Below are 26,183 nucleotides of genomic sequence, written 5' to 3' on the forward strand. Positions count from 1 at the left end.
CTCACCGTTCGTGGTCGTTGCCGCCGAGCGCGGCGTCTTCGTCGTCGGGGCCGGTGCCGGGGTCGGCGGCGCCGCCGTACGCGGCGCTGTCGAGTCCGGGGTCGCCGTACGCGGCGTCCTCCAGTTCGCTCAGGATCTGGTCCTCCACCACTTCCGCGAGGGCGGCGACGGTGCGGGAGACCAGGACGTCGCGGGGGGTGAGCGCGGTGGCGAACGCGTCGTTGGCGCGGGAGGCGATGAGCAGGGCGCGCATCGAGTCGCCGCCGAGCAGGAAGTAGTCGTCCTCGGCGCCCACGGCCGTCTGGAGGGTCTCCTCCCAGATGGCCGCCAGCGCCTCCTCGGTGGGCGTGCGCGGTGCCACGTACTCGGACCGGTCCCGCTCCTCGTCCGGCGCCGGTGCGGGCAGGGCCGCCCGGTCGGTCTTGCCGTTCTCGGTGAGCGGGAACCGGTCGAGCGCCACGAACGCCGACGGGACCATGTGGCCCGGCAGGAACCGGGCGGCCAGGGACCGCAGTCCGGTCGCGGCGGGGGGCTCGGCGCCGGGGGCGGTGAGCAGGTGGGCGACCAGCCGCGGCAGACCGGGTTCGTCCTCGCGTACGGTCACCACCGCGTCCAGCACGTCCGGGTGGCGCACGAGGGCCGCCTCGACCTCGCCGGCCTCGATGCGGTGGCCGCGCAGGGTGAGCTGGTGGTCGGTGCGCCCCAGGTAGCGCAGTTCGCCCCCGCTGTCGCGGCGCACCAGGTCGCCGGTGCGGTACATGCGGGTGCCGGGCGGTCCGAACGGGTCGGCGGTGAACCGGGCGGCGGTCAGTCCGGGGCGGCCGAGGTAGCCGCGGGCCAGTGCCGGTCCGGACAGCCAGAGTTCGCCGGGGACCCCGTCGGGTACCGGCCGCAGCCGGGCGTCGAGGACGTAGGCGCCGGTTGCGGGCAGCGGGCGCCCGATGGGGGGTGCGCCGCCGTCCGCGGCCAGCGGCGCCGACCAGGTGGCGACGACGGTGGCCTCGGTGGGGCCGTAGGAGTTGACCATGCGGTGGTGCGGCGCCCAGCGGGCCACGAGGTCGGCCCCGCACGCCTCGGCGCCGACGATCAGGGTCTTCAGGTCCGGCAGGGTGCCCGGAGTGCCGGGCGGCAGGGTGGCGAGCGCGGCCGGCGGCAGCAGGGTGTGGGTGATGCGCTCGGCCCGCAGGACGTCGGCCAGTTCGGCACCGAGCAGCGGTCCGGGGCGCGGGACGACGAGCCGGGCACCGTGCGGCAGGGACATGCACAGCTCCAGCACGGAGGCATCGAAGCTCGGGGTGGCGAAGGCCAGCACCCGGTCGCCCTCGGCCACCTGGTAGTGGGCGGCCTCGGCGGCGGAGAACGCGGCGAGCCCGCGGTGGGTGACGACGACGCCCTTCGGGGTGCCGGTGGAGCCGGAGGTGTAGATGACGTAGGCCGCGTCGTCCAGGTCGAGCGGGCGCCTGCGGTCGGCGTCGCCGGGCCGGTGTCCGGGGACCTCGTCCGGGTCCGCGGCGAGCAGGGCGGCGATCTCCTTGGCGTCGAGGGTCAGGGCGGGGGCCGCGTCGCGCAGCATCAGCGCGATCCGCTCCTCGGGGTAGGCGGGGTCCACGGGCAGGAACGCGGCGCCCGCCTTGGCCACCGCGAGCTGGGCCAGCACCATGTCCACGGAGCGGGGCAGCAGCAGCGCGACGAGGTCGCCGGGGCCGGCGCCGCGGGCGATGAGCCGGTGCGCCAGCCGGTTGGCCCGCGCCTCCGCCTCGGCGAAGGTGAGCAGCAGGCCGGGCGCGGCGAGCGCGGGGGCGTCCGGCCGGCGGTCGGCGGCGGCCTCCACGAGGGCGGGCAGGGTGACGGCGGGCACCTCGCCCGCCTCCGGGCGGCTGGGCCCGCGCAGCAGCCGCTCGCGCTGTGCGGGCGGCAGCACATCGAGGTCGTCGAGGCGGGCGGTGCCGTCCGTGCCGGCCAGGGTGTGCAGGGTGTGCAGCAGCTGCGCGGCCAGCGCGTCCGCGGTGTCCGCGTCGAAGTACCGGGGGTCGTGGCCGAGTTCGACGGCCAGCCGGTCGCCGGGCGAGACCACCACGGTCAGCGGGTAGTTGGTGGCCTCGCGGGCGTCCAGGTCGCGCAGGGCGAGCCCGTGGGCGTCCGCGGTCGCGTCCCCGACGGGATAGTTCTCGAACACCACCAGGCTGTCGAACAGGCTGGTGCCGGGCGGCAGTTCGGTCAGGGCGTGCAGCGCGTTGAGCGGCAGGTGGTCGTGGCGCCGGTCCTCCGCGCATGCCTGCTGCACCGCGCGCAGCCAGTCGGCCGCGGGCGCGCCGCCGTCGACGCTGACGCGGGCCGGCAGCGTGGTGATGAACAGGCCGGTGATGGTGTCGGCGCCGGGCAGGTCGGCCGGCCGCCCGGAGACGGTGGTCCCGAAGCACACCTCCGCCTCCCCGCTCCAGCGGGCCAGCAGCAGCGCCCAGGCGCCCTGCACCAGGGTGTTGAGGGTGAGCCGGTGCCGGCGGGCGAACTCCTGGAGCCGGCGCGTCTCCTCGACGCCGAGGCGCTGCGACAGCCAGTTGCCCGAGCGGGCCGTGGTGCCGGGGGCGGGCCTGCGGTCGTACGGCAGCGGGGTCGGGGCGCGCAGACCGGACAGCACCTCGCGCCAGTGGTCCTCGGCGGGCCCGGTGGCGCGGGCGGCCAGCCAGGCGGCGTAGTCCGCGAACGGCCGGCGCTCGGGGAGCCGGGGCCGCTCGCCCCGGACCAGGGCCCGGTGGGCGGCCAGTACGTCGGACAGGACGTGGAAGACGCTCCAGCCGTCCAGCAGGACGTGGTGGAAGGTCCATACGACCCGTAGCGCGTCCGGGCCGAGCCGCACCAGGGCGAGCCGCAGCAGCGGGGCACGCTCCAGGGCGAGGCCCCGAGCCCGCTCGTCGGCGAGCAGCCGCTCCAGCTCCGCCTCCCGCCGGTCCGCAGACAGGGCGCTCCAGTCGTGCTCGGTGACCGGGAGGGCGACGTCCCGGTGGACGACCTGGAGGGGTACGGGCACGCCGTGCAGGGCGACGGACGTGCGCAGCACCGGGGTGCGGTCGACGACGTGCTGCCAGGCCGCGGCCAGCGTGCCCGGATCGCGGGCGCCGTCCGCGACGAAGGTGATCTGCTCGACGTACAGGCCGTGTTCGGCCTCGTCCAGGCCGTGCATCACCATGCCGGTCTGGGTGGGTGTGAGCGGGTACACGTCCGTGACGTCCCTCCCGTCGCCCACGAGCCGGTCGACGGCGGTCTGGTCCAGGGGCGCGAGCGGGAAGTCGGAGGGGGTGCGGCCGCCGGCGCCGGGTTCGGCGCAGTGCCGGACGATCTCCCGCAGCTCGTCGGCGAGTTCGGCCGCGAGCCGGGCGACGGTCTCGCGCCGGTGCACCTCGCGGGAGTACGACCAGGTGAACTCCAGCCGGTCGCCGGTGACCCGGCCGAGGACGTCCAGCAGGTAGGGGCGGTCCGCGGCGCGGTCCATGCCGCCGGTGAGGCCGTCGCCGTGGGGTGCGCCCAGCAGGCCGCCGGGTGCGGGGGCCCGGTCCGGGCGGCCGAGGTAGTTGAAGCACACGGGCGGCAGCGCGGGCAGTGCGGCGCCCGCCGCGGGGTGCAGGTGGCGCAGCGCGCCGTAGCCGAGGCCGCCGTGCGGTACGGCCCGCAGGGCCTCCTTGACGGACTTCAGTACGGCGGCGGTGTCCGCGCTGCGGGGCACGTCGAGGGCGACCGGGTACACGGTGGTGAACCAGCCCACGGTGCGGGCGAGGTCGGTGCCGTCGAGGAGTTCCTCGCGGCCGTGGCCCTCCAGGGTGAGGGCCACCCGGTCCCGGCCCGTCCAGCGGGCCAGGACCCGGCCCAGCGCGGTGAGCAGGACGTCGTTGACGCGGGTGCGGTACGCGTCCGGGACGTCCTGGAGCAGGCGGCGGGTCTCCTCGGCGCCGAGTCCGGCGGTCACGCTCTCCTCGGTGTCGGCGGTGTTCGCGCCGCCGGTGCGGTCGGCCGGCAGGGTGAGGTCGGTCTCCACGCCCTGCCAGTGCGCGAGTTCGCCATCGAAGCCGCCCGCCTCGGTGTGTGCGGCGAGCCGCCGGGCCCACGCCTTGAACGAGGTGCTCTTGGCGCCGAGCCGGGGCCGGGCGCCGTCCCGCAGGGCGCGGTAGGCGGTCTCCAGGTCCTCCAGGACGATCCGCCAGGACACGGCGTCCACGACGAGGTGGTGGGCGGCGAGCAGCAGCACCGGCCGTCCGGTGCCGCCCGGCCGGCACAGGGCGGCGCGCAGCAGCGGCCCGCGGGCCAGGTCGAAGGCGGCGCCGAGGGCGGCGGCCACCTCGCGCGGCTCCGCGTCCCGGTGCACCTCCAGATGCGCGGCGGTCTCGCCGGGCGCGGTGCCGTACTGCCGCCACCGGCCGTCCCCAGCCTGCTCGAAGCGGTGCCGCAGCGCGTCGTGGTGCTCCAGTACGGCGGTGAGGGCGGCCCTCAGCAGCGTCTCGTCGGGGTCGGCGGCCAGTTCGAAGGAGACCGTCTGGCTGAAGTGCGCGGGGTCTCCGGTGAGCGTGTCGAGCAGCCAGTGCTGTACGGGGGTGAGCGGGGCGTCGCCGGTCACCGGGCCCTGCTCGGCGGTGGCCGCCGCCGCGCCGTCCGGCACCGGCTCGGCCGCGGCGGCGAGTTCGGCGAGGGTCTGGTGGGTGAACAGGTGCCGGGGGGTCAGGGCGAGACCGGCCCGGCGGGCGGCGGAGACGATCTGGATGCCGAGGATGGAGTCGCCGCCGAGCGTGAAGTAGTTGTCGTCCGCGCCTACTTCGGGCACGCCCAGCACCTCGGTCCAGATGGCCGCGAGGGTGTGCTCCGCCGCGGTGTGCGGCGGGCGGCCCGCTCGGGTGCCGGTGGCGGACGCGGCCCGCTCGGGGGCGGGCAGGGCCCGCCGGTCGAGCTTGCCGGTGGCGCCGAGCGGCAGCCGCTCCAGCGGGACGACGAGGGCGGGGACCAGGTGGTCGGGGAGGCCGCGGGCGAGGAAGGCGCGCAGTTCGGCGGGGTCCGGCAGGCCGCCCGCGCGGGGCACCGCGTAGCCGACGAGCCGGCGGTGGCCGTCCTGCTCGACCACGCGGGCCGCTGCCGCCGCCACGGCCGGGTGGCGGGCCAGCGCGGCCTCCACCTCGCCGAGTTCGATGCGGAAGCCGCGCACCTTGACCTGGTCGTCGCCGCGGCCGAGGTAGAGCAGGTCGCCGCCGGCCGTCCAGCGGACCCGGTCACCGGTGCGGTACATGCGGCTGCCGGCCGGGCCGAACGGGTCGGGCAGGAAGCGGGAGGCGGTCAGGCCGGGGCGGCGCAGATAGCCGCGGGCGACCCCGGTCCCGGCGAGGAACAACTCGCCGGGCGCGCCGACGGGCACCGGCCGCATCCGCTCGTCCAGCACGTAGGCGCGGGCGCCGCCGAGCGGCCGTCCGATCGGCGGGTCGCGGTCGGGGTCGGCCGGGTCGCAGGTGAAGGCGGTGGCGTAGACGGTGGCCTCGGTGGGCCCGTAGATGTTGCGTATCTCGCTGCCGGGGACGGCCTCGCGGACCCGGCGCACGGTCCGGGCGGGCAGCCCCTCCCCCGCGAGGACGACGGTGTCGGCGCTGATCCGTACGGCGTCCTCGGCGAGCAGCCGGTCCAGTGCCGAGGGCACCGCGCTGAGCAGTCCGGCGCGCCAGGGTCCGGGGCGCTCGGCGAGGGCCAGCAGGTCGCGGACGACTTCGACGCAGCCGCCGGCCAGCAGCGGGGCGAAGATCTCGAAGACCGACACGTCGAAATTGAGGGAGGTGGAGGCGATCACATGGGCGAGGCCGCGGCCGGTGAACTCGGCCGCCGCCCAGTCGGTCAGGGCGAGAACGGAGGCGTGGCTGACGACGACGCCCTTGGGGCGGCCGGTCGAGCCGGAGGTGTGGATCACGTAGGCGGGGTGGCCGGGCAGCAGGGTGGTGCGGCGTTCGCCGTCGCCGACCGGGGTGTCCGGCGTCCGGGGGTCCGGTTCCTCGTCCAGCAGGATCCGGGTGAACGGCCCCTCGGGCAGCCGGCCGGCGGTCGCGGCGGCGGTGATCACGGCGTCGGGCCGTACGTCCTCGAAGAGGAACGCGAGGCGCTCGGCCGGGTACTGGGGGTCGACCGGCAGGTATCCGGCGCCGCTCTTGAGGACCGCGAGGAGCGCCACGACCAGGTCGGCGGTGCGGGGCAGGCACAGGGCGACGAAGTGCTCGGGCCCGGCGCCGGCGGCGATGAGGCGGCGGGCCAGCCGGTTGGCGCGGGCGTCGAGTTCGGCGTAGGTGAGGCACTGGTCGCCGTGGCGGACGGCCGGGGCGTGCGGGGTGCGCGCGGCCTGCCGGGCGAAGGCGTTCGGCAGGGTGTCCTGCGGGAGGGCGGCCGGCGGCCCGCCGAGGCGGTCCACCAGCGCCCGCGCCCCGGCCGGGTCGAGCAGGGGCAGTTCGGCGAGGCTGCGGCCGGGGTCGTCGGCCATGCCGGTCAGCAGGGTGCGCAGGCTTTCGCCGAGTGCCCGTACCGTCGGGGCGTCGAAGGCGGCCGGGTCGTAGTCCAGGTTCACGGCGAGGGTGTCGCCGGGTGCGACGACGACGCTGAGCGGGTAGTTCGTCGGCTCCAGGTCCCGTTCCTGCTCCATGGACAGGCCGTGCCGGGACAGGGCGTGCTCGTCGAACGGGTAGTTCTCGAAGACCAGGATGGAGTCGAACAGGCCGGTACCGCCGGGTACTTCGCTCCATGACTGCAACTGGGCCAGCGAGACGAAGTCGTGGCGGCGGGCCTCGGACTGGGCGGCCTGGAGTTCGCGCAGCCAGTCCAGCAGCGGGCGGGCGCCGTCGACGCGGGCGCGGGTGGGCAGGGTGTTGATGAACAGGCCCACCATCGAGGTGACGCCGGGCAGTTCGGCGGGCCGGCCGGATACGGTCGTGCCGAACACCACGTCGCTGCCGCCGCCGTAGCGGGACAGCAGCAGCGCCCAGGCGCCCTGGAGGACCGTGTTCAGGGTGAGCCCCGCATGCTGGGCCGTCTCGCGCAGCCGTGCCGAGACGTCCGGGGCGAGGGTCATCCGCACGGAGCCGCAGGAGGAGGCGCGGTGTGCCTCGGCGGGCCGCCGGTCGCGGGGCAGTTCGGTGGGGGCCTGGAAGCCGGCGAGGGCGGCCCGCCAGTGCCGTTCGGCGCGCTCGGTGTCCTGTGCGGCGAGCCAGCGCAGGTAGTCGGCGAACGGCCTGCGTTCGGGCAGCCGGGGGCGGCGCCCGGAGGTCAGCGCGGCGTAGCGCTCGCAGACCTCGTCGAAGACCTGGGCCGCGCTCCAGCCGTCGAGCAGGACGTGGTGGAACGTCCACACCAGGCGGACCCGGTCGGCGGCCAGCCGGATCAGGGTGAGCCGCATCAGCGGCGCGGCGCCCAGGTCGATGCCGCGCTCCCGGTCCTCGGCGAGCAGCCGGTCCAGCTCCTCCCCGGTGCGGCCGGACCAGTCGTGGTGCGTGACGGGCACGGTGGCGCGGTGCCGGACGACCTGGAGCGGCTGCGGGGTCTCCTGCCACACCAGGTGGGTGCGCAGGATCGGGTTGGCGTCGGCGGTCTGCTGCCACGCCTCGGCGAGTGCCCGCGGGTCGGTGACCCCGTTCAGGACGAGCTGCACCTGGTTGACGTAGGTGCGGCCGGCCGGGTCGAGCAGGCTGTGGAACAGCATGCCGGCCTGCATCGGGGTGAGCGGGTAGATGTCCGCGACGTCCCGGCCGGTGCCGGCGACGCGGTCGACGGCGGCCTGGTCCAGACGGGCCAGCGGGAAGTCCGACGGGGTACGGCCGCCGGCGTCCGGGCGGGCGCAGTGCGCCACGATGTCGCCGAGCGCCCGCAGCAGGCCCTCGGCGAGCGCGGTGACCGTCTCCTCGTGGTGCCGGGCGGCGCTGTAGTACCAGGTGATCTCCAGCCGGTCGGCCTCGACGCGGGCCACCACGTCCAGCAGATGCGGGCGTTCGGTGCCGGGTGCCTCGGCGCCGCCCAGGCCGCCGGGCACCGCCCCGACCAGGGTGCCGCCGGCCCCGGACCAGTCGAAGCGGCCCAGGTAGTTGAAGCTGATGGCGGGCTCGGGTGCGCCGGTGAGCCGGGGCTCGCGGACGAGGTGGCGCAGGACGCCGTAGCCGAGGCCCCGGTCGGGTACGGCCCGCAGCTGTTCCTTGACGGCCTTCAGGGCGGTGCCCCAGTCGCCGGCCGGGACGGTGAGGGCGACCGGGTACAGGGAGGTGAACCAGCCGACGGTGCGGGACAGGTCGACGTCCTCGAACAGCTGGTCCTCGCGGCCGTGGCCCTCCAGTCCGACGGCGACGGTTTCGCGGCCGGTCCAGTCGGCGAGGACCCGGCCCAGCGCGGTGAGCAGGACGTCGTCGACGCGGGTGCGGTAGACGCCGGGGACGCGGCGCAGCAGGGCGTCGGTGCGATCGCCGTCCAGCCGTACGGTCACCTCGCGGACGTCGGCCATGGTGTTGCCGCCGGTGCCGTCCACGGGCAGCGGGTCGGCGCAGTGCCGGGCGGTCCGCTCCCAGTGGTCGAGCCGGGCGGCGAAGGAACCGGCGTGGTCGCGCAGCCGCCGGGCCCACTCGTGCCCGGAGGTGGTGCGGGCGGGCAGTCGTACGGGCTCTCGGGACAGGGCCTGTCGGTAGGCGGTCTCCAGGTCCTCCAGCAGGATGCGCCAGGAGACGCCGTCGACCACCAGGTGGTGGGCGACCAGCAGCAGCCGGGCGGGCCGGGTGCCATCGGCGGTGAACAGGCGGGCGGTGAACAGCGGTCCCGCCGCCAGCCGGAGTCCGGCGTGGGCGGCCTCGGTGACGAGTTCCTCGGCCCGCGCGTCGTGGACCTGGAGCAGGTCGGGCGCCGGGGCGTCGGCGGCGGGGACGTCCTGCCGCCAGGTGCCGTCGGCGGCGGTGGTGAAGCGGGCGCGCAGGGCGTCGTGGTGGGTCCACAAGGCGGTGAGGGCGCGGCGCAGCGCGTCCTCGTCCACCGGGCTCGCCGCCTCGACGACGACGGACTGGTCGAAGAAGTCGGCGTGCGCGGGCCGCGGGTCGAGGAACCAGTGCTGGATCGGGGTGAGGTCCACCGCCCCGCTGACCGGTTCGCTGCCCGCGACGGCGGGCGCGGCACAGCCGCCCGCGGCGGCGAGTTCGGCCACCGTGGGGTGCTTGAACAGGTCGCGCGGGGTCAGGGTGAGTCCGGCGGCGCGGGCGCGGGAGACGACCTGGATGCTGAGGATCGAGTCGCCGCCCAGCATGAAGAAGTTGTCGTCGACGCCGACCCGTTCGACGCCCAGCAGCTCCGACCAGATCCCGGTGAGGAGCCGTTCGGCGTCGGTGCGCGGGGCGCGGTGGGCGCGCTCGGTGCCGGCCGACCAGTCGGGGGCGGGCAGCCGGCGCCGGTCGACCTTGCCGTTGGCGGTCAGCGGCAGCTCGGGCACGGTGACGAACGCGGCGGGCAGCATGTAGTCGGGCAGGTCGGCGGCCAGGTGGGCGCGGAGTTCGGCGGCGCCCGGCGCCGCGTCACCGGCCGGCACGAGGTGGGCGGCCAGCCGTTTGCGTCCGGCGTCCGTGCAGAGGGAGACGACGGCTTCGGCGACGGCGGGGTGGGCGGTGAGCCGGGCCTCGATCTCGGCGGGCTCGACACGGAAGCCGCGGATCTTGATCTGGTCGTCCGCGCGGCCGACGAAGTGCAGTTCGCCGTCGGCGCTCCAGCGCACGATGTCGCCGGTGCGGTACATCCGCGTTCCGGGCGGCCCGAAGGGGTCGGCGAGGTAGCGGGCGGCGGTGGCACCGGGCCGGCCGGCGTAGCCGCGGGCCAGGCCGGCGCCCGCGAGGTACAGCTCGCCGGGAATGCCCGGCGGCTGCGGCTGGAGGGCGGCGTCCAGGACGTAGCCGCGCATGTCGTCCAGGGGCCGGCCGATGGGCAGCACGGCGGGCAGCGGGTCGCCGGAGCGGAAGGCGCGGCGGGTGGCGAAGGTGGTGGTCTCGGTGGGGCCGTAGCCGTCGACGACGGTCAGGCCGGGGCAGGCGTCCAGCACCCGGCGCACGACCGCGCCCGGCACCGCCTCGCCGCCGGTCCACACCTCGCGGGCGCCGCGCAGGCAGCCGGGGTCCTCCTGGGCGAGGAGCCGGAAGAGTCCGGCGGTCAGCCACAGGCAGCTCACCCGCTGTTCCGTGATGGCCGTGCGGACCTGGACGGCGTCCAGGTCGGCGGCCGGTGCGAGCACGGCCGTGCCGCCGCGCAGCAGCGGCACCCACACCTCGTAGGTGGCGGCGTCGAAGGCGTGCGGCGAGTGGACGAGGACCCGGTCGTGCCCGGCGAAGGCGCGGTCGAGGGCGAGGGCGGCGACGTCCCGCTGGCGCACGGCTACGCCCTTGGGGGTGCCGGTGGAGCCGGAGGTGAACATCAGGTACTGGACGTTGTCGGGGTGGACGGCGGGCGGCGGTCCGTCGGGGGCGGGGCCGTCCGGGTCCGGGCTGCGGTCGGCGCGCAGCACGCGGTCGCCGGGCAGCAGCTGACGGGCCGTCTCCTCGCGGGCGGCGTCGGTGAGCAGCAGGGCGGCGCCGGCCTCGGCCAGCATCCGGCGCAGCCGCTCGGCTGGTGCCCGGCCGTCCAGCGGCACGTACACCCCGCCCGTGCGGGCGAGGGCCAGCTGGGTGACGATCAGTGTCACGGACCGGTCCATCAGCACGCCGACCGGGGTCTCCGGGCGCACCCCGAGGCCGGTCAGCCGGGCTGCCAACCGGGCGGCACGCGCGTCGAGTTCACGGTAGGTGAGGTGCTCGTCGCCGGCTTCCAGGGCGACCGCGTCGGGGGTGCGGCGCGCCTGCGCGGCGAAGAGGCCGGCGGTGGTGGCGGCGGCGGTCCGGCCGGTGGCGGTGTCGTTCCAGGCGCGCAGCACCTGTGCGCGGCGCTCGGGGGTGAGCAGCGGGAGCCGGGCGGGCGGGCGCCGGGTGCCGTCGGGCATCGCGGCGAGCAGCACGCCCAGGTACTCCACCAGCCGCTCGGCGGTCCCCGCGTCGAACAGGTCGGGGTCGTAGCCCAGGCGCAGGGTCAGCTCGTCTCCGGGGTAAGCGGTCAGGCTCAGTGGGTAGTTGGTGGTCTCGATGCCCTCCAGACCGCTCAGGCGCAGTCCGTGGGCGGCGGCGAGGTCGTCGTCCACCGGGTAGTTCTCGAAGACCACGATGCTGTCGAACAGCCCGACGCGTTCCGGCAGTTCGGTGTGGGCGCGCAGCCGGGTGAGCGGCAGGTGGTCGAAGCGCCGGTCCTCGCTCTGGTCGTGCTGGAGGGCGCGCAGCCAGTCGAGCAGGGTGCCGTGGCCGGGGACGGCGGTCCGGGTCGGCAGGGTGGTGATGAACAGGCCGGTCATGGCGTCGGCGCCGGGCAGCTCGGGCGGCCGGCCGGACACGGTGGTGCCGAACACCACCTCGTCCCGGCCGGACTGCCGGGCCAGCAGCAGCGCCCAGGCGCCCTGCACCAGGGTGTTGAGGGTCAGTCCGGAGGTCCGCGCCAGTTCCTTGAGGGCCCCGCTGGCGGTCTCGGGCAGGGTGACCCGCACGGCGTGGGTGGACTCGGCGCGGTGGCTCTCGCGCGGCTCGCGGTCGTACGGCAGCGCGGTGGCCTCGGTCAGGCCGGCCAGCCGCTGCCGCCAGTGCCGTTCGGCGGCCTCGGTGTCGCGGTCGCGCAGCCAGCCGAGGTAGTCCCGGTACGGCGGCCGGTCCGGGAGGGCGCCGTGGCCGTCGCCGCTGTGCAGGGCGAAGACGTCGGAGAGGACCTGGAACAGGCTCCAGCCGTCGAGGAGCAGGTGGTGGAAGGACCACACCACGCGCACGGCGGTGTCGGAGACGCGGGCGAGGAGCAGGCGCTGGAGCGGGGCCCGGCCGAGGTCGATGCCCTCGGCGCGGTCGCGGGCCAGGACGTCGTCGAGGCGGGCGCGCCGCTCCCGCTGCGTCAGGTCCCGCCAGTCGAGGTGGGTGACGGGCAGGGCCGCGTGCCGCTCCACCACGAGCAGCGGCTCGGGCACGTCCTGCCAGACGACCCGGCCGCGCAGCACCTCGGCGCGGTCGGTGACCCGCTGCCAGGCGGCGGCGAGGGCGCCGGGGTCGGGCACGCCGTCGAGGACGAAGGTGAGCTGCTGGAAGTAGACGCCGCGGCCGTCCTGGGACAGTCCGTGGAACAGCATGCCCGCCTGGGTGGGGGTGAGCGGCAGGACGTCCGCGACGGCCGCCGGGTCCGGGCCGGTGACCCGGTCCACGGCGTCCTGGTCGAGCCGGACCAGCGGGAAGTCGGACGGGGTGCGCCCGGCGGCTCCGGGCCCCGCGGCGAACCGGGCCAGGTCCGCGAGCGCGTCGGCGAAGCGTCCGGCCAGCGCCCCGATGGTGTCCTCGTCGTGCAGCCGCTCCGAGTAGAACCAGGTGAACTCCAGCTGGTCATCGACGAGTTGGCCGACGACCTCCAGGGCGTGCGGGCGCTCCGCCGCCGGGTCGGCGTCCAGTTCCAGCGGCCGGGCGGTGCCCCCGTACAGCCCGCCGGGTTCGATCGGCAGCCCCATCCGGCCCAGGTAGTTGAAGCTGATCTGCGCGTCCGGGGTGGCGAAGTCCCCGCCGGGTCCGGCCAGGTGGCGCAGCGCGTCGTGGCCGAGGCCGTGCCGGGGTATCGCGCGCAGGTGCTCCTTGACCCGCTTCAGTATCGCGTCCCAGTCGTCGTCGGGGACGGTGAGCGCGACGGGATGGCGGGTGGTGAACCAGCCGACCGTGCGGCTGATGTCCAGCTCGGGGAAGAGTTCCTCGCGGCCGTGTCCCTCGACGTCGACCACCACCCGGTCCCGGCCGCTCCAGGCGCACAGGGCGCGGCCGAGGGCGCTGAGCAGGACGTCGTTGACCTGGGTGCGGTAGGTGTCGGGCAGGGTGTGCAGCAGGACCGAGGTGTCCTCGGGGTCCAGCCGTACGGTGACCGCGCGCTGCGAGGCGTAGGTGTTGGCGCCCTGCTCCGGCCTGTCCGGCAGCAGCAATCCGGTGTCCGGGACGGCGCGGGCCCAGTACTCCCGCTCGTCCTCGAAGCCGCCGTCCGCCGCGTGGGCGGCCAGCCGGCGGGCCCACTGGCGCAGCGGGGAGGACTTCGCGGGCAGCGCCGCGGCGCCGTCGGCGCCGGTGCGGCGGGCCCGGTAGGCGCGGTCGAGGTCTTCCAGCAGCACCCGCCAGGACACGCCGTCGACCACCAGGTGGTGGACGGCGAGGTGCAGCAGCCGGGGCCGGCCGGACGCGGTGTCGTGCAGCACGGCGCGCAGCAGTGGTCCGCGGGCCAGGTCGAAGGGGCCGAAGTGGGGGGTGTCCGTGTCCGGTCCGGTGTGCCGGGCCAGCCGGACGCGGGGCGTGTGCGCGTCGATGAACCACAGGACCTCGCCGCCCGGTTCGCCGGTGGCGGCGAACCGGGAACGCAGGGCGTCGTGGTGGGCGGCGAGGTCGTTCAGCGCGTCCTCCAGCGCGGCCGGGTCCAGGTCGTCGGGCACCTGGACGGACAGCGCCTGGGAGAAGTGCCCGGCGTCGTGCACGGGGGCGCCGAACAGCCAGTGCTGGATCGGGGTCAGCGGGGCCGTGCCGGTGGCCGCCTCTGCTGCCGGAGCGCTCGCGCGCAGCCCGCCCGCGGCGTCCGCGCAGCGGGCCAGGGCGGCGACCGTCTGGTGCCGGTAGACGTCCCGCGAGGTCAGGGCCAGCCCGTCCTGCCGGGCGCGGGCCACGACCTGGATGCTGAGGATCGAGTCGCCGCCGAGTTCGAAGAAGTTGTCGTCGACGCCGATGCGTTCGACGCGCAGCACCTCGGCCCAGATCGCGGCGAGCGCGCGCTCGGTGGGTGTGCGGGGCGCGACATGCCGTACGGTGCGCACGGCGGGGCCCGGATCGGGCAGCCGGCCGCGGTCCACCTTGCCGTTCGGGCCGAGCGGCAGGCTCTCCAGTACGACGACCGTCGAGGGGACCATGTAGTCGGGCAGGGTCCGGCCGAGTTCGCGGCGTACGGCCTCCGGCTCCACCCGCTCGCCGGCGGCCGGGACGGCATAGCCGACCAGGCGCCGGTGGCCCTCGCCGTCGCCGGTGACGGCGGTGGCGGCGGCCTCGGCCACGCCCGCGCAGCCGCGCAGCGCCTCCTCCACCTCGCCCAGTTCGATGCGGAAGCCGCGCACCTTGACCTGCTGGTCGAGCCGGCCCACGTACTCCAGCCGGCCGTCGGCGCCGCGGCGCACCAGGTCCCCGGTGCGGTACATCCGCTCCCCCGGCGCGCTGAACGGGTCGGCGACGAACCGGGCGGCGGTCAGACCGGGACGGCGCAGATAGCCGCGGGCCAGGCCGCAGCCGCCCAGATACAGCTCGCCGGTGACGCCGGGCGGCTGGGGCCGCAGGCGGCCGTCCAGGACGTAGGCGCGGGTGAGCGCGACCGGATCGCCGATGGGCGGGGCCTGCTCCGGCAGCCGGTCACCGGCGAACCAGGCGGTGGCGTACACGGTGGCCTCGGTGGGGCCGTAGATGTTGGCGAGGCGCGCCGCGGGCATGGTGGCGCGCAGCTCGTGCAGGGTCTGCGCGGGCAGGGCCTCGCCGGCCAGCACGACGGTGTCCGCGGTCAGCGGCGCGCTGCCGCCCGCGAGCAGCCGGGAGACGACGGAGGGCACCCCGCTGAGCAGCCCGGCGCGCCGGGGCCCGGAGCCGTCGGCGAGAGCCGGCAGATCGGCGACCACCTCGACCGTGCCGCCGGCCGTGAGCGGGCACAGCAGCTCGAACACCGACACGTCGAAGTTGAGGGAGGTGGAGGCGATCACATGGCTCAGTCCGGCGTCCGCGAACCGCTCGCCCGCCCACGCGGCCAGCGCCGCGACACTGCGGTGGGGCACCACCACGCCCTTGGGCCGGCCGGTGGAACCCGAGGTGTAGATGACGTACGCGGGATGGTCCGGCAGCAGCGGCGCGTGCCGGTCGGCGTCGGTCACCTCCGTGGCGGCCTGTCCCGCCTCGTCGCACTCGTCCAGCAGCAGCGGAGCGCAGTCGCCGGGCAGGGCGGCTGCGGTCTCGCGGGTGGCGACGACGAGGGCGGGCCGTGCGTCGCCGAGCATCAGCCGGACCCGCTCGGCCGGGTAGCCGGGGTCGACGGGCAGGTAGCCGGCGCCCGCGGTGAGCACGGCCCACAGCGCGGGGACGAGGTCGGCGGTGCGCGGCAGGCAGAGCGCGACCAGGGTCTCGGGTCCCGCGCCGCGCGCGATGAGCAGCCGGGCCAGCCGGTTGGCGCGCCGGGCGACCTCGGCGTAGTCGAGCCGGGCGGGCCCGCACACGACGGCGGTACGGTCCGGGGTGCGGGCCGCCTGCGCGTGGAACAGCTCGGGCAGCGTGCCGTGCGCGGTGCCGCGGGACCGGCGGGCGGGCGGGTTCCCGGTCTCCACCAGGGTGCGCTGCTCGTCGGCCGAGAGCATGGGCAGCTCGGCCAGCGGGCGGCCGGGTCCGTCGGCCATGCCCTCCAGCAGGCGGTGCAGATGGGCCGTCAGGCGGGCCACGGTCGCCGCCTCGAACAGGTCCGTGTTGAACTCGGCGGTCAGCAGGCAGCCGCCGTCCGCCTCGGGCGTGAACTCCAGGACCAGGTCGAAGCGGGCGGCCGGGCGGGGCAGCGGATGTTCCGCGAGACGCAGCGCGCCGGAGCGCGGGGGGACGGGCAGGGCGGTCTGCTGTACGACGAGCGCCTGCACCAGCGGGGTGCGGCTGGGGTCGCGGGGCGGGGCCAGCTCCTCCACGACCCGGTCGAACGGCACCCCGTCGTGGGCGAAGGCGTCCAGCACCGTCGTCCGCATGGTCTCCACGAACCGGTCCACGGTGGCCCGTTCGTCCACCTCGCCGCGCAGCACCACGGTGTTGGCGAAGAAGCCCGGCACCTCCTCCAGGTCGCGCCGGCCGCGTCCGGTGGTGACGGTGCCGAAGGCGATGTCCCGCTGGCCGGAGTAGCGGGCGAACAGCAGCGCGGCGGCGCCCGCGAACAGGGTGAACACCGTGGTGCCGCGTCCGGTTGCCAACCGGCGCAGCCGGGCGACCAGTTCGGCGGGCAGCGGGTGCCGGTGGGCGGCTCCGGCGGTGGTGCGCACCGCGGGGCGCGGCCGGTCGGTGGGCAGCTCCAGGTGCTGGAGTCCGGCCAGGTGCCGCTTCCAGTAGGCGAGGTCGGCGGCGTCCGCGCCGGAGGTCTGCTGCCGGCGTTCCCACAGCGCGAAGTCCGGGTACTGCACGCCGGGTCGGGGCAGGCCGTCCGGCTCGCCGGTGGTCTCGGCGTGGTAGAGGGCGGCGAGTTCGCGGGTGAGGATGCCCACCGACCAGCCGTCGGTGACGATGTGGTGCTGGGCGACGAGCAGCAGGTGGTCCTCGTCGGCGATCCGCACCAGCAGGGCGCGGGTGAGTGGCCCGGCCGCCAGGTCGTAGGGCCTGCGCAACTCCTCGGTGAGCAGGTCCTCGGCGGCTTCGGCGCGGCGCGCCGCGGGCAGGGCGCGGACGTCGGCGGTGCGCAGGGGCAGGTCCGGCTCGGCTGCGATCCGCTGGACGCCCTGCCCGTCCTGTGCCGTGGCGAACGTGGTGCGCAGGGCGGCGTGCCGGGCCGCGAGGCGGTGCAGGGACCGGCGCAGCGCGTCCGCGTCCAGGGCGCCGCGCAGCCGCAGCGACACACCGGTGTTGTACTCGGTGCCGCCCTCGCTGAGGTCGTCCAGGTACCACAGCCGCCGCTGTGCGCTGGACAGCGGCAGCGCGTCCTCGCGGGGGGCCGGGGGGATCGGCTCGGGGGGCGCGGCGGCCGAGGGGTCGGCGAGGAGCGGGGCGAGCGCGGCGATCGTCCGCGCGGAGAAGACGTCCCGCACGGTCAGCCGGACGCCCAGTTCCTCGCGGATCCGGGACAGGGCGCGGGCGGCGAGGATGGACTCGCCGCCCAGGTCGAAGAAGTCGTCCGTCACGCCGACCCCGGTCACGCCCAGGACCTCGGCCCAGATCGCCGCGAGGGCCCGTTCCTCCCGCGTGCGCGGCGCCACGTGACCGTCCATGGCCGTCCGCTCGGGCGCGGGCAGCGCCCGCCGGTCGATCTTGTTCTGCGGGGTGAGCGGCATCCGCTCCAGCACCACGACCGCGGCCGGGACCATGTGCGCGGGCAACAACGCGGCGACGGCGGCCCGGAGGGCGGCGGGGTCGAGGGGGCGCGCGGGGTGGGGTGCGGGGGCGGCCGGATCAGGGGCTGCGGCGGGGTCCAGGCCGGCGGTCGGGGCCGGGGCGGCCGGGGTGACGTAGCCGACGAGGCGCTGGTGGCCCGGCTCGTCCTCGCGTACGACGACCACGGCCTCACCGACGGCACCGGCGCCGGCCCGGCGCAGGGCGGCCTCGATCTCGCCCGGCTCGATCCTGAAGCCGCGGATCTTCACCTGCCGGTCGAGGCGGCCCAGGAACTCCAGCTCCCCGTCGGGGGTCCGGCGCGCCCGGTCGCCGGTGCGGTAGAGGCGGGCCCCGGCCGGTCCGAAGGGGTCCGGGACGAAGCGGGCGGCGGTCAGGCCCGGCCGGCCGAGATAGCCGCGGGCCACCGCGTCGCCGCCCACGAACAACTCGCCGTCGGTGCCGGGCGGTACGGGCCGCATCGCGGCGTCGAGCACATACGCGCGGGTGTGCGGCAGGGCGCCGCCGATCGCCGGGGTGCCCCGGCCCGCGGTGAGCGGCCCGGTCCAGGTGGCGACGATGGTGGCCTCGGTCGGACCATAGGAGTTGATCATCCGGCGGCCGGGTGCCCAGGTGTCCACGAGCCCGGCGGGGCAGGCTTCGGCGCCCACGATCAGCGTGCGCAGATGGCGTCCGGCACCGGTCGCGGGGCCGGGCAGGGTGGCGAGCGCGGCCGGCGGGATCAGGGCGTGGGTGATGCGGTGCTCGTCCAGGACGCCGGCGAGTTCGTCGCCGAGCCAGGGGCCGTGCGGCGGTACGACGAGGGTGGCGCCGCACAGCACCGAGATGAACAGCTCCAGGACCGAGGCGTCGAAGCTCGGCGAGGAGAACTGGAGCACACGGTCGCCGGGACCCACGGCGTACCGCTCGGCCGCGGCCGCGACGAAGCCGCCGATGCCGCGGTGGGTGACCGTCACGCCCTTGGGGGTGCCGGTGGAACCGGAGGTGTAGATGACGTACGCCGCGTTGTCGCCCCCGGCGCCCGGCTCCCCTTGTCTCTCCCCCGCGCACTCCACACCGTCACGGCCGTCGAGTATCTCGCCCACCCGGCCCGCGTCGTCGAGGATGACGGCCGGCGCGGCGTCGGTGAGCATCAGGGTCCGGCGCTCGGCGGGGTAGGCGGGGTCCACGGGCAGGAAGGCGGCACCGGCGCGGGAGACGGCCAGTTCGGCGGCGATCAGTTCCATGGAGCGCGGCAGGACAAGGGCGACCACCCGCTCCGGCCCGGCGCCCCGGCGTATCAGGTGTCCGGCCAACCGGTCCGCGCGCTCGGCGAGTTGGCGGTAGGTCCAGGTCCGCCGGCCGTCCGTGAGGGCCGGGGCGTCCGGGGTGCGGGCCACCCATGCGGCGAACAGCGAGCCGAGGCTCGGACGCTCCGCGGGCGTGCCGCTCTCCGCGGTGCCGGCGGGTCCGGAGTACGGCAGGGAGGACGCCGGTGCGGGCTTGTCGTGCGGGTCCGTCATGGGTGTAGTCCTTTGGAGAGCGGGACGATGCGGCGCGGGCCACGAGGGCGACCCGGTCCCACCGCGGGGGCGGCGCGCCGGGACGGGGCACAGCGGGAGTGGGCGGCGGTGCTGGACGAACGGGGCTGCCGGGAGCGGACGCGGGCGACCGGCACCGGGGTGACGCTCGGATGCGCGAGACGGTACGGCGGTGTCCGGGCCGGGTCCGGGTACGCGGGGCGGGCCGCCTACCGGGAACGGGCATCCCGGCGGCACGGGACCGGACTCCGGGGCGAGCGCGGGGGCCCGGCCCCGGACGTCCGCCGTGCCCCGGCCGGAAGTCGTGCCCCGGCCGGAACCGGAGCCGTGACCAGCTCCGGAGCCCGCATCGGACAGCGGCCCCGGAACCGGGCCCGGACCGTGCCCGGTTCATGACCGGGGTCCGGGCGGGAGCCGAGCGGTCGAGCCGGCGCCGGTGGTCCCGCGCGCTCAGCCGTCGTCGGTGCGGCGTGCCGTGCGGCCGGATATCTGTATTCGGTCGATCTTCCCGGTGGCCGGATCGCGGTGGAACCGGCCGCCGGGCTCCAAGGCGCCGGTGGCCGGATCGCGCAGGTCGCACGACAGATCGGCGTAGCAGACCAGCGGGAGCGCCAGGTCGCCGTCCACGGACAGGGCCGGCTCGCCGTCCGGAGCGGCGGTGACGCGGTAGGTCGTCCCGCCGTTGCGGTACGTGCCCGCGCAGTCGGGCAGGGCGACGCGGCGCTCCCCGGCCACGGGGTGTCCTCCGGCGGGCACCCGGATGCCGGTCAGCCGGGCGATTTCCCCGGCGAGGTCGCGCCACAGCGCGGTCGCGCCGCCGGCGTTGCCGGTGAAGGCGATCACCACGCCGCTCTCCGGGTCGGTGCGCAGATGGCAGGACGTGCCCTGGGCGTTGCCGTCGTGGCCGTACCAGGTGCGGTCGTCCTGCTGGTACAGGGCGAGTCCGGGGCTCCAGCCGTCGGCCAGGGTGCCGGGCCGGGCGGCGGGCTCGGGGCGGCGCATGTCCTTGGCGACGGCGGGCGGCAGCAGGTCGGAGCGGCCGGTCAGCGCGTTGCCGAAGGCGGCCAGGTCGCGGGCGCTCGCGAGCAGTGCGCCGGCCGGCGCCTCCAGTGGCGCCAGGTTCTGCCGGGTCGCCAGCGCCTGGCCGGTGGCGGTGTTGACCGCGTGTCCCGCTGCCACGGGACGGGCGGGCGCGGCGTCCCCGGTGAACGCCGGTACGACACCGAGCGGTTCGAGCAGCAGCGCCCGGACCGCCTCGGCCCATGGCATGCCCGTGACGGTCTCCACCAGCCGTCCGGCGGCGACGTAACCGGCGTTGGAGTAGGAGAAGTCGGTGCCCGGCGGGAAGACCAGGTCATGGGCGGTGCACACCGAGGCGAGGTAGCGGGCGGGGGTCGTGGCCGCGGCGGTGTCGGAGTCCGGCCCGGTGGGCAATCCGGCCGTGTGGCTGAGGAGTTGACGGATGGTCACTTCGGGGACGGCGGCCAGCTCGGGCAGGTGCCCGGCGGCGGGCTCGTCGAGTTCCACGTCGCCGTCGTCGGCCAGGAGCATGACGAGGGCCGCGGTGAAGGGCTTGGTGAGCGAGCCCAGCGGAACCGCCGTCTCCGGGGTGACCGGGGCGCCGGTGGAGACGTCTGCCGTGCCGGTGTGCACGGCGATGACGTCCGTGCCGGTGTCGAGGACCAGTTGGGCGCCGGGCACCCGGTGGGTCCGGGCGAGCGCGTCGAGCCGGTCGAGCAGCTCCCGGCGTAACAGCGAGGGTGTCCGGGACGCGGGCGGAGCGGCGGAGATGGTGTACGGCATGAGAAGGGGACTCCCGTTGGATGGGTCTCATGTGCGGGTGTTCGGGTCCGGCCGGACGCGAGCGGTGCGGGCCGGCCGGGGCGGCTTCGTGTGCCGGGCTTACGCTCTGCCGACCTCGACGGGCAGTTGCCGTACGCCGACGATCACGGCGGAGTTCTGGTAGACGACGTCCTCGTAGGACGGGATCACCAGGGTGCGGAATCGTTCATGCAGCATACGCAGGGCGATGCGTGCCTCCAGCCGGGCCAGTGGCGCGCCGAAGCAGAAGTGGATGCCGTGCCCGAAGGTCAGATGGGGGTTGGGCGAGCGGGTCACGTCGAAGACGCCGGGCGCCTCGAAGCGGGCCGGGTCCCGGTTGGCGGCGCCCAGATGTGCCATCAGGAGGGTGTCGGCCGGGATCTCGTGACCGCCGAGGACGACGGGCCTGGTCACCCGGCGGCCCAGTTCGGGGAAGGGAGGCAGCCAGCGCAGCACCTCTTCGACGGCGGTGGGGATGCGGGCCGGGTCGGCGCGCAGCGCCGCGCCGGCCTCGGGGCGCCGGTCGAAGGTGACCACGGCGTTGCCGAGCAGCGCGGTGGTGGTGATGTGCCCGGCGACCAGCAGCAGCGCCACGAAGCCGACCATCTCCTGGTCGCGCAGGCGGGCGCCGTCCACCTCGGCGGCGATGAGTCTGCTGGTCAGGTCGTCGCCGGGGGCGGCGCGGCGGGTGCGTATGAAGTCCAGCATGTAGCTGTTCATCTCGCGCACGGTGGGGGCGATGGCTTCCAGCGCCCGTTCCAGATCGGCCATGTCCGGCGCCTCGCCGAGTTGGTCGCCGCCGAACAGGACGCTCGCCCACTCCTGGAAAAGCCGGTGCTCCTCGGCGGGGATGCCGAGCAGTTCGGCGATCACGATGATCGGCAGCGGGTAGGCCAAGGCGTCGACCAGGTCGAACCGGTCGCGGTCGGCGACCGCGTCCAGCAGCCGGGCGCAGACGGCCTCGATGCGGGGTTCGAGCCCCTGTACGACCCGCGGGGTGAACGCCTGGCTGACCAGGGTGCGGAGCTTGCGGTGCTCCGGGGGGTCCATGCCGACGAAGTTGCCCTGGGTGAAGGTCTCGAAGTCGGGCTGGGTGGGACTGAGAGCGGAGAGGTCCGAGGAGTACGTCGCGGGGTCGGCGAGCACGGCGGCGACGTTCTCGTGGTCGAGGACCTGCCAGACGCCCTGCGCCGCGTCGTGCCGTACCGGACCGGCCTCGTGCAAACCCTGCCAGCGGTCGGTTAACTCCTCCAGGAGGAGCCGGCCGTCCGTCGGTTGGCTGCTGATCACCTTGTCTCCTTGCTAGCGCGTGCGGGCACAGAGGAGTCACACACACGGGGGGGTGGCGGGAACCGGCACGGGCCGGCCGCGGAAGGTCCGGGCAGCGCTGCGCGACCGCTCGGACGGGGCGCGGCGCGTGGCCCGCGTGGCGTGCTGAGGACGTGCTGTGAGGTTGCGCTGGGGAGCGGCGGGACGGTCAGACGCCGTCGGTCCGCTGCCGGGATGAACCGGTAGGCGTCAACACATGCGGTGCAGGACGCGGCGACTGCGCGGCCGCCCACGGCCCCGCGGCGAGCCCGGCCGTACGGCGCACCATCCCGACATAGCCCATCCCCCTTGATGAAACCTCCCGCGCGGCGATGGCGCGGGACCCTCCCGGCTCGTATACGGACAACGGGACCGAGGGCCCCGACTGCTTGGAACGCGGTGTGAGAATACGCAACCGCGGGGCCTGCCGCCCCGCGATTGGCATGATTCGCACCCCGTCGCGCCTTCGTTTCGATGGATCTCGGCCACAGTCTTCACGGTGAGTCACACGTAAGCAACCCCCTGAAGTTGAACGGAGAGTATCCCGGCGGTCTTTTTGCGTCACCATGGAGCCGTTGCGACGAGCCTCCGCATGCACACGAATGCGCGGCCGGATCGTCGCCCCGGCGTGTGCCCCGGCGCCCCACCCGCAAACCGGCTCGGCGAAAAAATCTCCGCCGAAGCCTGGTCCGGAGCACCGCATCCCGCCGCACCTCCTCGGCCCGGCGCCGCGGGCCGCATGCCGACCACCGCCCGAACCAATCCCTGACCTGGGGTGATGACGCGTCAGTCGACCTCCCTCGGACAGCACCCCGAGAAGCGCCCGCACACATGTCCGACACGCCTCGGGCACACGCCGGACACGCATCCAGCACATGCCCAACACACCACAGTGCCCCTCACGCCCCAGCCGCACCACGCGCAGCACCGGACAGCGGAGCCAGAGATTCCGACCCGATGCGCAGGGTTTCGGCCAACCTGGCGCATCGGGGGCGCATTTGGCGAACCATGCACACCACCCGCGCACCCCTGCACGCGGAGGGCCGCCAACGCAGGGGCGGCATCGGGTCATCCACGTGTCCAGCCTACGGATCGCCGCCGCCCCCTCGCGCCGCCGCAGTCGGCCCGCCGGATCGAAACTCCGGCCCGCCGACGCTAGGGCCTTTCTTCCGGATCTTGCCGGGGTCGCGGGGCCTGGCACGCACATCTGCGGCGTTGTCGTCGGTCGTCGACGCTCCGCGTCGACTCCCTCCTCCGCCTTGCATCTGCACGCACCAGCCCCCGCTCGGCTCGGGCCGTAAGGCACCGCCAACCCGAGCCGACCTGATCCGGAAGAAAGGCCCTAGTCGAGCGCCGCGAAGCCCGCGCAGAGCAGGCGGATGCTGCGGGTGAACTTCTCGCCGGGGCTCAACCGGGGGATCACGTCGCCCATGACAAGGGGGAATCGCTCGCGCAGGTCGGCGTGGAGATCGGCGGTGAGGGTCGGCGGGGCGGTCGGCTGGTTCTGCTCCTGGAGCACGAAGCCGGTGACATGGCTGAGCAGGGTGTCGGCGGCGATACCGCAGTGCGCGGCGGGCACCTCGCCGTCGAGCAGGGTGCGCAGCAGGCGCTCCATCAGGGAGAACGCGCCGGTGCTGAGCCTGCCGGGGCTCTCGGCGAGGAGCTGGGCGCCGCCGGGGTGCTGCTTGATCTCCGAGCGCAGCGCGGTGGCCTGGGCCTCGACGCGGTCCCGCCAGGTGGCGGTGGGCGGCAGCGCGGCCAGGGCGTCGGTGCCCGCGTCGTAGGCCCGGCGGCAGATCCGGTCGGCCATCAGGGCGAGGAGTTCCTCTTTGCCGCGTACGTGGTAGTAGAGGCTGCCCGCGTGGGCGTCGAGGCGCTCGGCGACCTGACGCATGGACAGGTTCTGATAGCCGGCCTCGGCGAAGACAGCCATGCCCGCGTCGACGATGCGCTCCCTGGTGAGCTTCACGGGCTCACCGTACAACACCTTCCAACACCGTTCGAAAACTGTGCTAGCTTCACGCCATCGCATTTTCGAACAGCGTTGGAAAGCGCTGGTTCTCGGGGGGAAGTCCGGCATGGAGGCGATCGTCTTCAACGTGACCACGGCCGCGCTGATGGTCATGATGGTGAACTGCGGTCTCGGCGTGGTCGGCCGGGACACCCTGCGCGGGCGGCCGGTTCCGTGGGCGGCGATCGCCCTGACCGCGCTCGCCGTCGGCGGCGTCCTGCTCCAGCTGGCCTGGTCCGGTGCCATGGGCGCGCTGGACGCGGACCCCGCCAAGTCCGGCTGGTGGCGCGAGTTCACGTCGGTGTTCATGCAGAACGGCGGCTTCTTCGGCGCCCTGTGGAACCTCGTCACGCTCGCCGTCGTCGCCGCGCTCGCCGAGTGGTACTGGGGCGGCCCGCTGACGCTCGGCTTCTTCTTCGCCGGCATCGTGCTGCCGGGCCGGATCGACACCCTGCTGGGCTTCGGCGACGGCCCCAGCACCGACCCCCGGAACTTCGCGGGCAGCTCCGGCGCCACCTACTTCCTGGGCGCCACCCTCGCCCTGGCCCTGCTCACCCGCGCCCGCCTCCCCAAGGAGCGCGCCCTTGCGGTCGGCGTCCCGGTGCTGGGCCTGGCGATGTGGCTCGCCCAGGACAACGGCCACGGGCTGGTCGCCGTCTACGGTTTCGCCCTCGGTGCGGCGGTCCGGGCGGCCCGCCGCCCGTTCGCACGGCGGGCGCTTTAGAAGCCGTGCCGCCCGGTCGCGCGGCGGGCGCTTCAGAAGCCGTGCCGACCGGCCGTCGGTGGCGCGGTGACCGCTGCCGGTGAAGGGCTGAGCGCTACCGTGCCTCCGCTCGGCGCGGCCCGCCGAACCAGTGGATGAGCGCCGGTTCCAGACCGGTGGTGCCGGCCCAGCACACATAGCCGTCCGGCCGGATGAGCATCGGCTCGGTGGGGGCGCCCCGGCCCGCCCGGTCCACCCGGTCCGACCAGGGCGCGGCGATCCCGCCGAGCGCGTCGGCCGGGTCGAGCAGGACGCCGCGCCCGGACCGCAGCAGTTCGTGCACGCGGGCCGGACCGAGGTCCAGGTCCGGTGCGGGGCGGCCGACGAGCGGATGGGCTTCGGTGCCCGGCATCGGGTAGCGGAGGGCCATCCCGGACATCAGGTCGCCGAGATACCGTTGCACGTCCGGCAGTCGGGCCAGGTCCGTGAAGATCTCACGGGCGGCCAGCACATCCGGATCGCGGGTGCCGGCCCAGTCCATCAGCAGGCTCTGCGCCCGGACGTTGCGCAGTACGGCGGCCCCGGCCGGATGCCGTTCCGCGTGGTACGTGTCGAGCAGGTGCTCCGGTGCCCAGCCGTGCAGGGCGGCGCCGAGCTTCCAGCCGAGGTTGAAGGCGTCCTGTATTCCGGTGTTCATGCCCTGCGCGCCGAGCGGAAGGTGCACGTGGGCGGCATCGCCCGCCAGGAACACCCGCCCGTGCCGGTACCGCTCGATCTGCCGTGAGGCGTTGGTGATACGGCGGGCGTAGCGCACTTCGAGGAGGCGCACCCGCGTTCCGAACACGGTGTTCAGGCCGTCGCGGATCTCGTCCTCGGTGACCGGGGTCTCCCTCGGCAGCGACCGGTCAGGGCCGCCGAGGACCAGCCGCCGCAGGGGCCTGCCCTGCGGATCGGTGCCGAGCGGGAACAGCGCCGCCCATGGCCCGTCCTCGTGCCAGGTGTGCGACGCGTCCGGATCGGCGCCGTCCAGCCGCACATCGGCGGCGACGATCGTCAACGTACTCGCCACGCCGGGGAATTCGACGCCCAGCAGGGACCGTACGGCGCTGTGGGCGCCGTCGGCGGCGACGAGGTAGCGGCTGCGGAGGGTGGCCCCGTCCGCGAAGGCGGCGGTGACTCCGTCGTCGTCCTGGGTGAGGCCGACCAGTTCATGGCCCCTGCGGGCGTGGCGGCCGTGCGCGGCGAGGTGCTGTTCGAAGAATCCCTCGATCACCACCTGCGGCACCGAACGCCAGGGCAGGCGGTGCCGGCCGGTGTCGTGCGGGAGGGGGATGCCCGCGAAGTGGCCGGTGGTGACGGGGTGTTCCCCGGTGGCCAGCAACGGTTCCAGGAGCCCCCGCTGGTCCAGCGCCTCCAGTGTGCGGGACTGCACGCCGCCCGCCTTGGACAGATCGCTGCGCCGCGGCAGTTTGTCGACCAGCACGGTCGGCACGCCCGCCAGCAGCAGTTCGGCGGCCAGTGTCATTCCGGTCGGGCCGGCGCCGACGATGAGGACATCGGTGTCCATGGACTCTCCTGTGGCTGTGTCGGTCGGGACACGGGCAACGCTCCGCCGACCGGGCGGC

The 26,183-nt window shown here is 75.4% G+C and carries 6 protein-coding genes; 1 reads left to right on the forward strand and 5 read right to left on the reverse strand.

Annotated features, from left to right (window positions below; translation table 11 throughout):
- Position 1: 1 nt before the first annotated feature.
- From ACZ7EC_RS01175 to ACZ7EC_RS01190, 4 genes are all read right to left on the reverse strand, one after another.
- The gene (locus ACZ7EC_RS01175; RefSeq protein ID WP_471056015.1) at positions 2-18,697 is read right to left on the reverse strand and encodes a non-ribosomal peptide synthetase; all 18,696 of its coding nucleotides are present in this window, start codon (positions 18,695-18,697) and stop codon (positions 2-4) included.
- Positions 18,698-19,165: 468 nt separating this feature from the next.
- A complete protein-coding gene (locus ACZ7EC_RS01180) occupies positions 19,166-20,518 on the reverse strand; it encodes a serine hydrolase domain-containing protein (protein WP_471056018.1) in 1,353 nt (450 codons plus the stop codon).
- Between the two features lie 99 nt (positions 20,519-20,617).
- Positions 20,618-21,826 carry a cytochrome P450 gene (locus ACZ7EC_RS01185; protein ID WP_471056021.1) on the reverse strand — a complete coding sequence of 403 codons (1,209 nt, stop codon included), beginning with the start codon at positions 21,824-21,826 and terminating at the stop codon, positions 20,618-20,620.
- A 1,360-nt stretch (positions 21,827-23,186) separates the two neighbouring features.
- Positions 23,187-23,813, reverse strand: a complete 627-nt coding sequence (locus tag ACZ7EC_RS01190) for a TetR/AcrR family transcriptional regulator (RefSeq protein WP_471056024.1) — start codon at positions 23,811-23,813, stop codon at positions 23,187-23,189.
- Between the two features lie 109 nt (positions 23,814-23,922).
- On the opposite strand from ACZ7EC_RS01190, the gene ACZ7EC_RS01195 reads away from it, so the two are divergent.
- Entirely contained in the window at positions 23,923-24,579 is a 657-nt protein-coding gene (locus ACZ7EC_RS01195; RefSeq protein WP_471056027.1) for a hypothetical protein, read from the forward strand.
- A 94-nt stretch (positions 24,580-24,673) separates the two neighbouring features.
- Here ACZ7EC_RS01195 and ACZ7EC_RS01200 read toward each other — a convergent pair whose 3' ends face one another.
- A complete protein-coding gene (locus ACZ7EC_RS01200) occupies positions 24,674-26,125 on the reverse strand; it encodes an FAD-dependent monooxygenase (RefSeq protein WP_471056030.1) in 1,452 nt (483 codons plus the stop codon).
- Positions 26,126-26,183 lie beyond the last annotated feature (58 nt).

It is taken from the genome of Streptomyces sp. NPDC037203 (assembly GCF_055605065.1).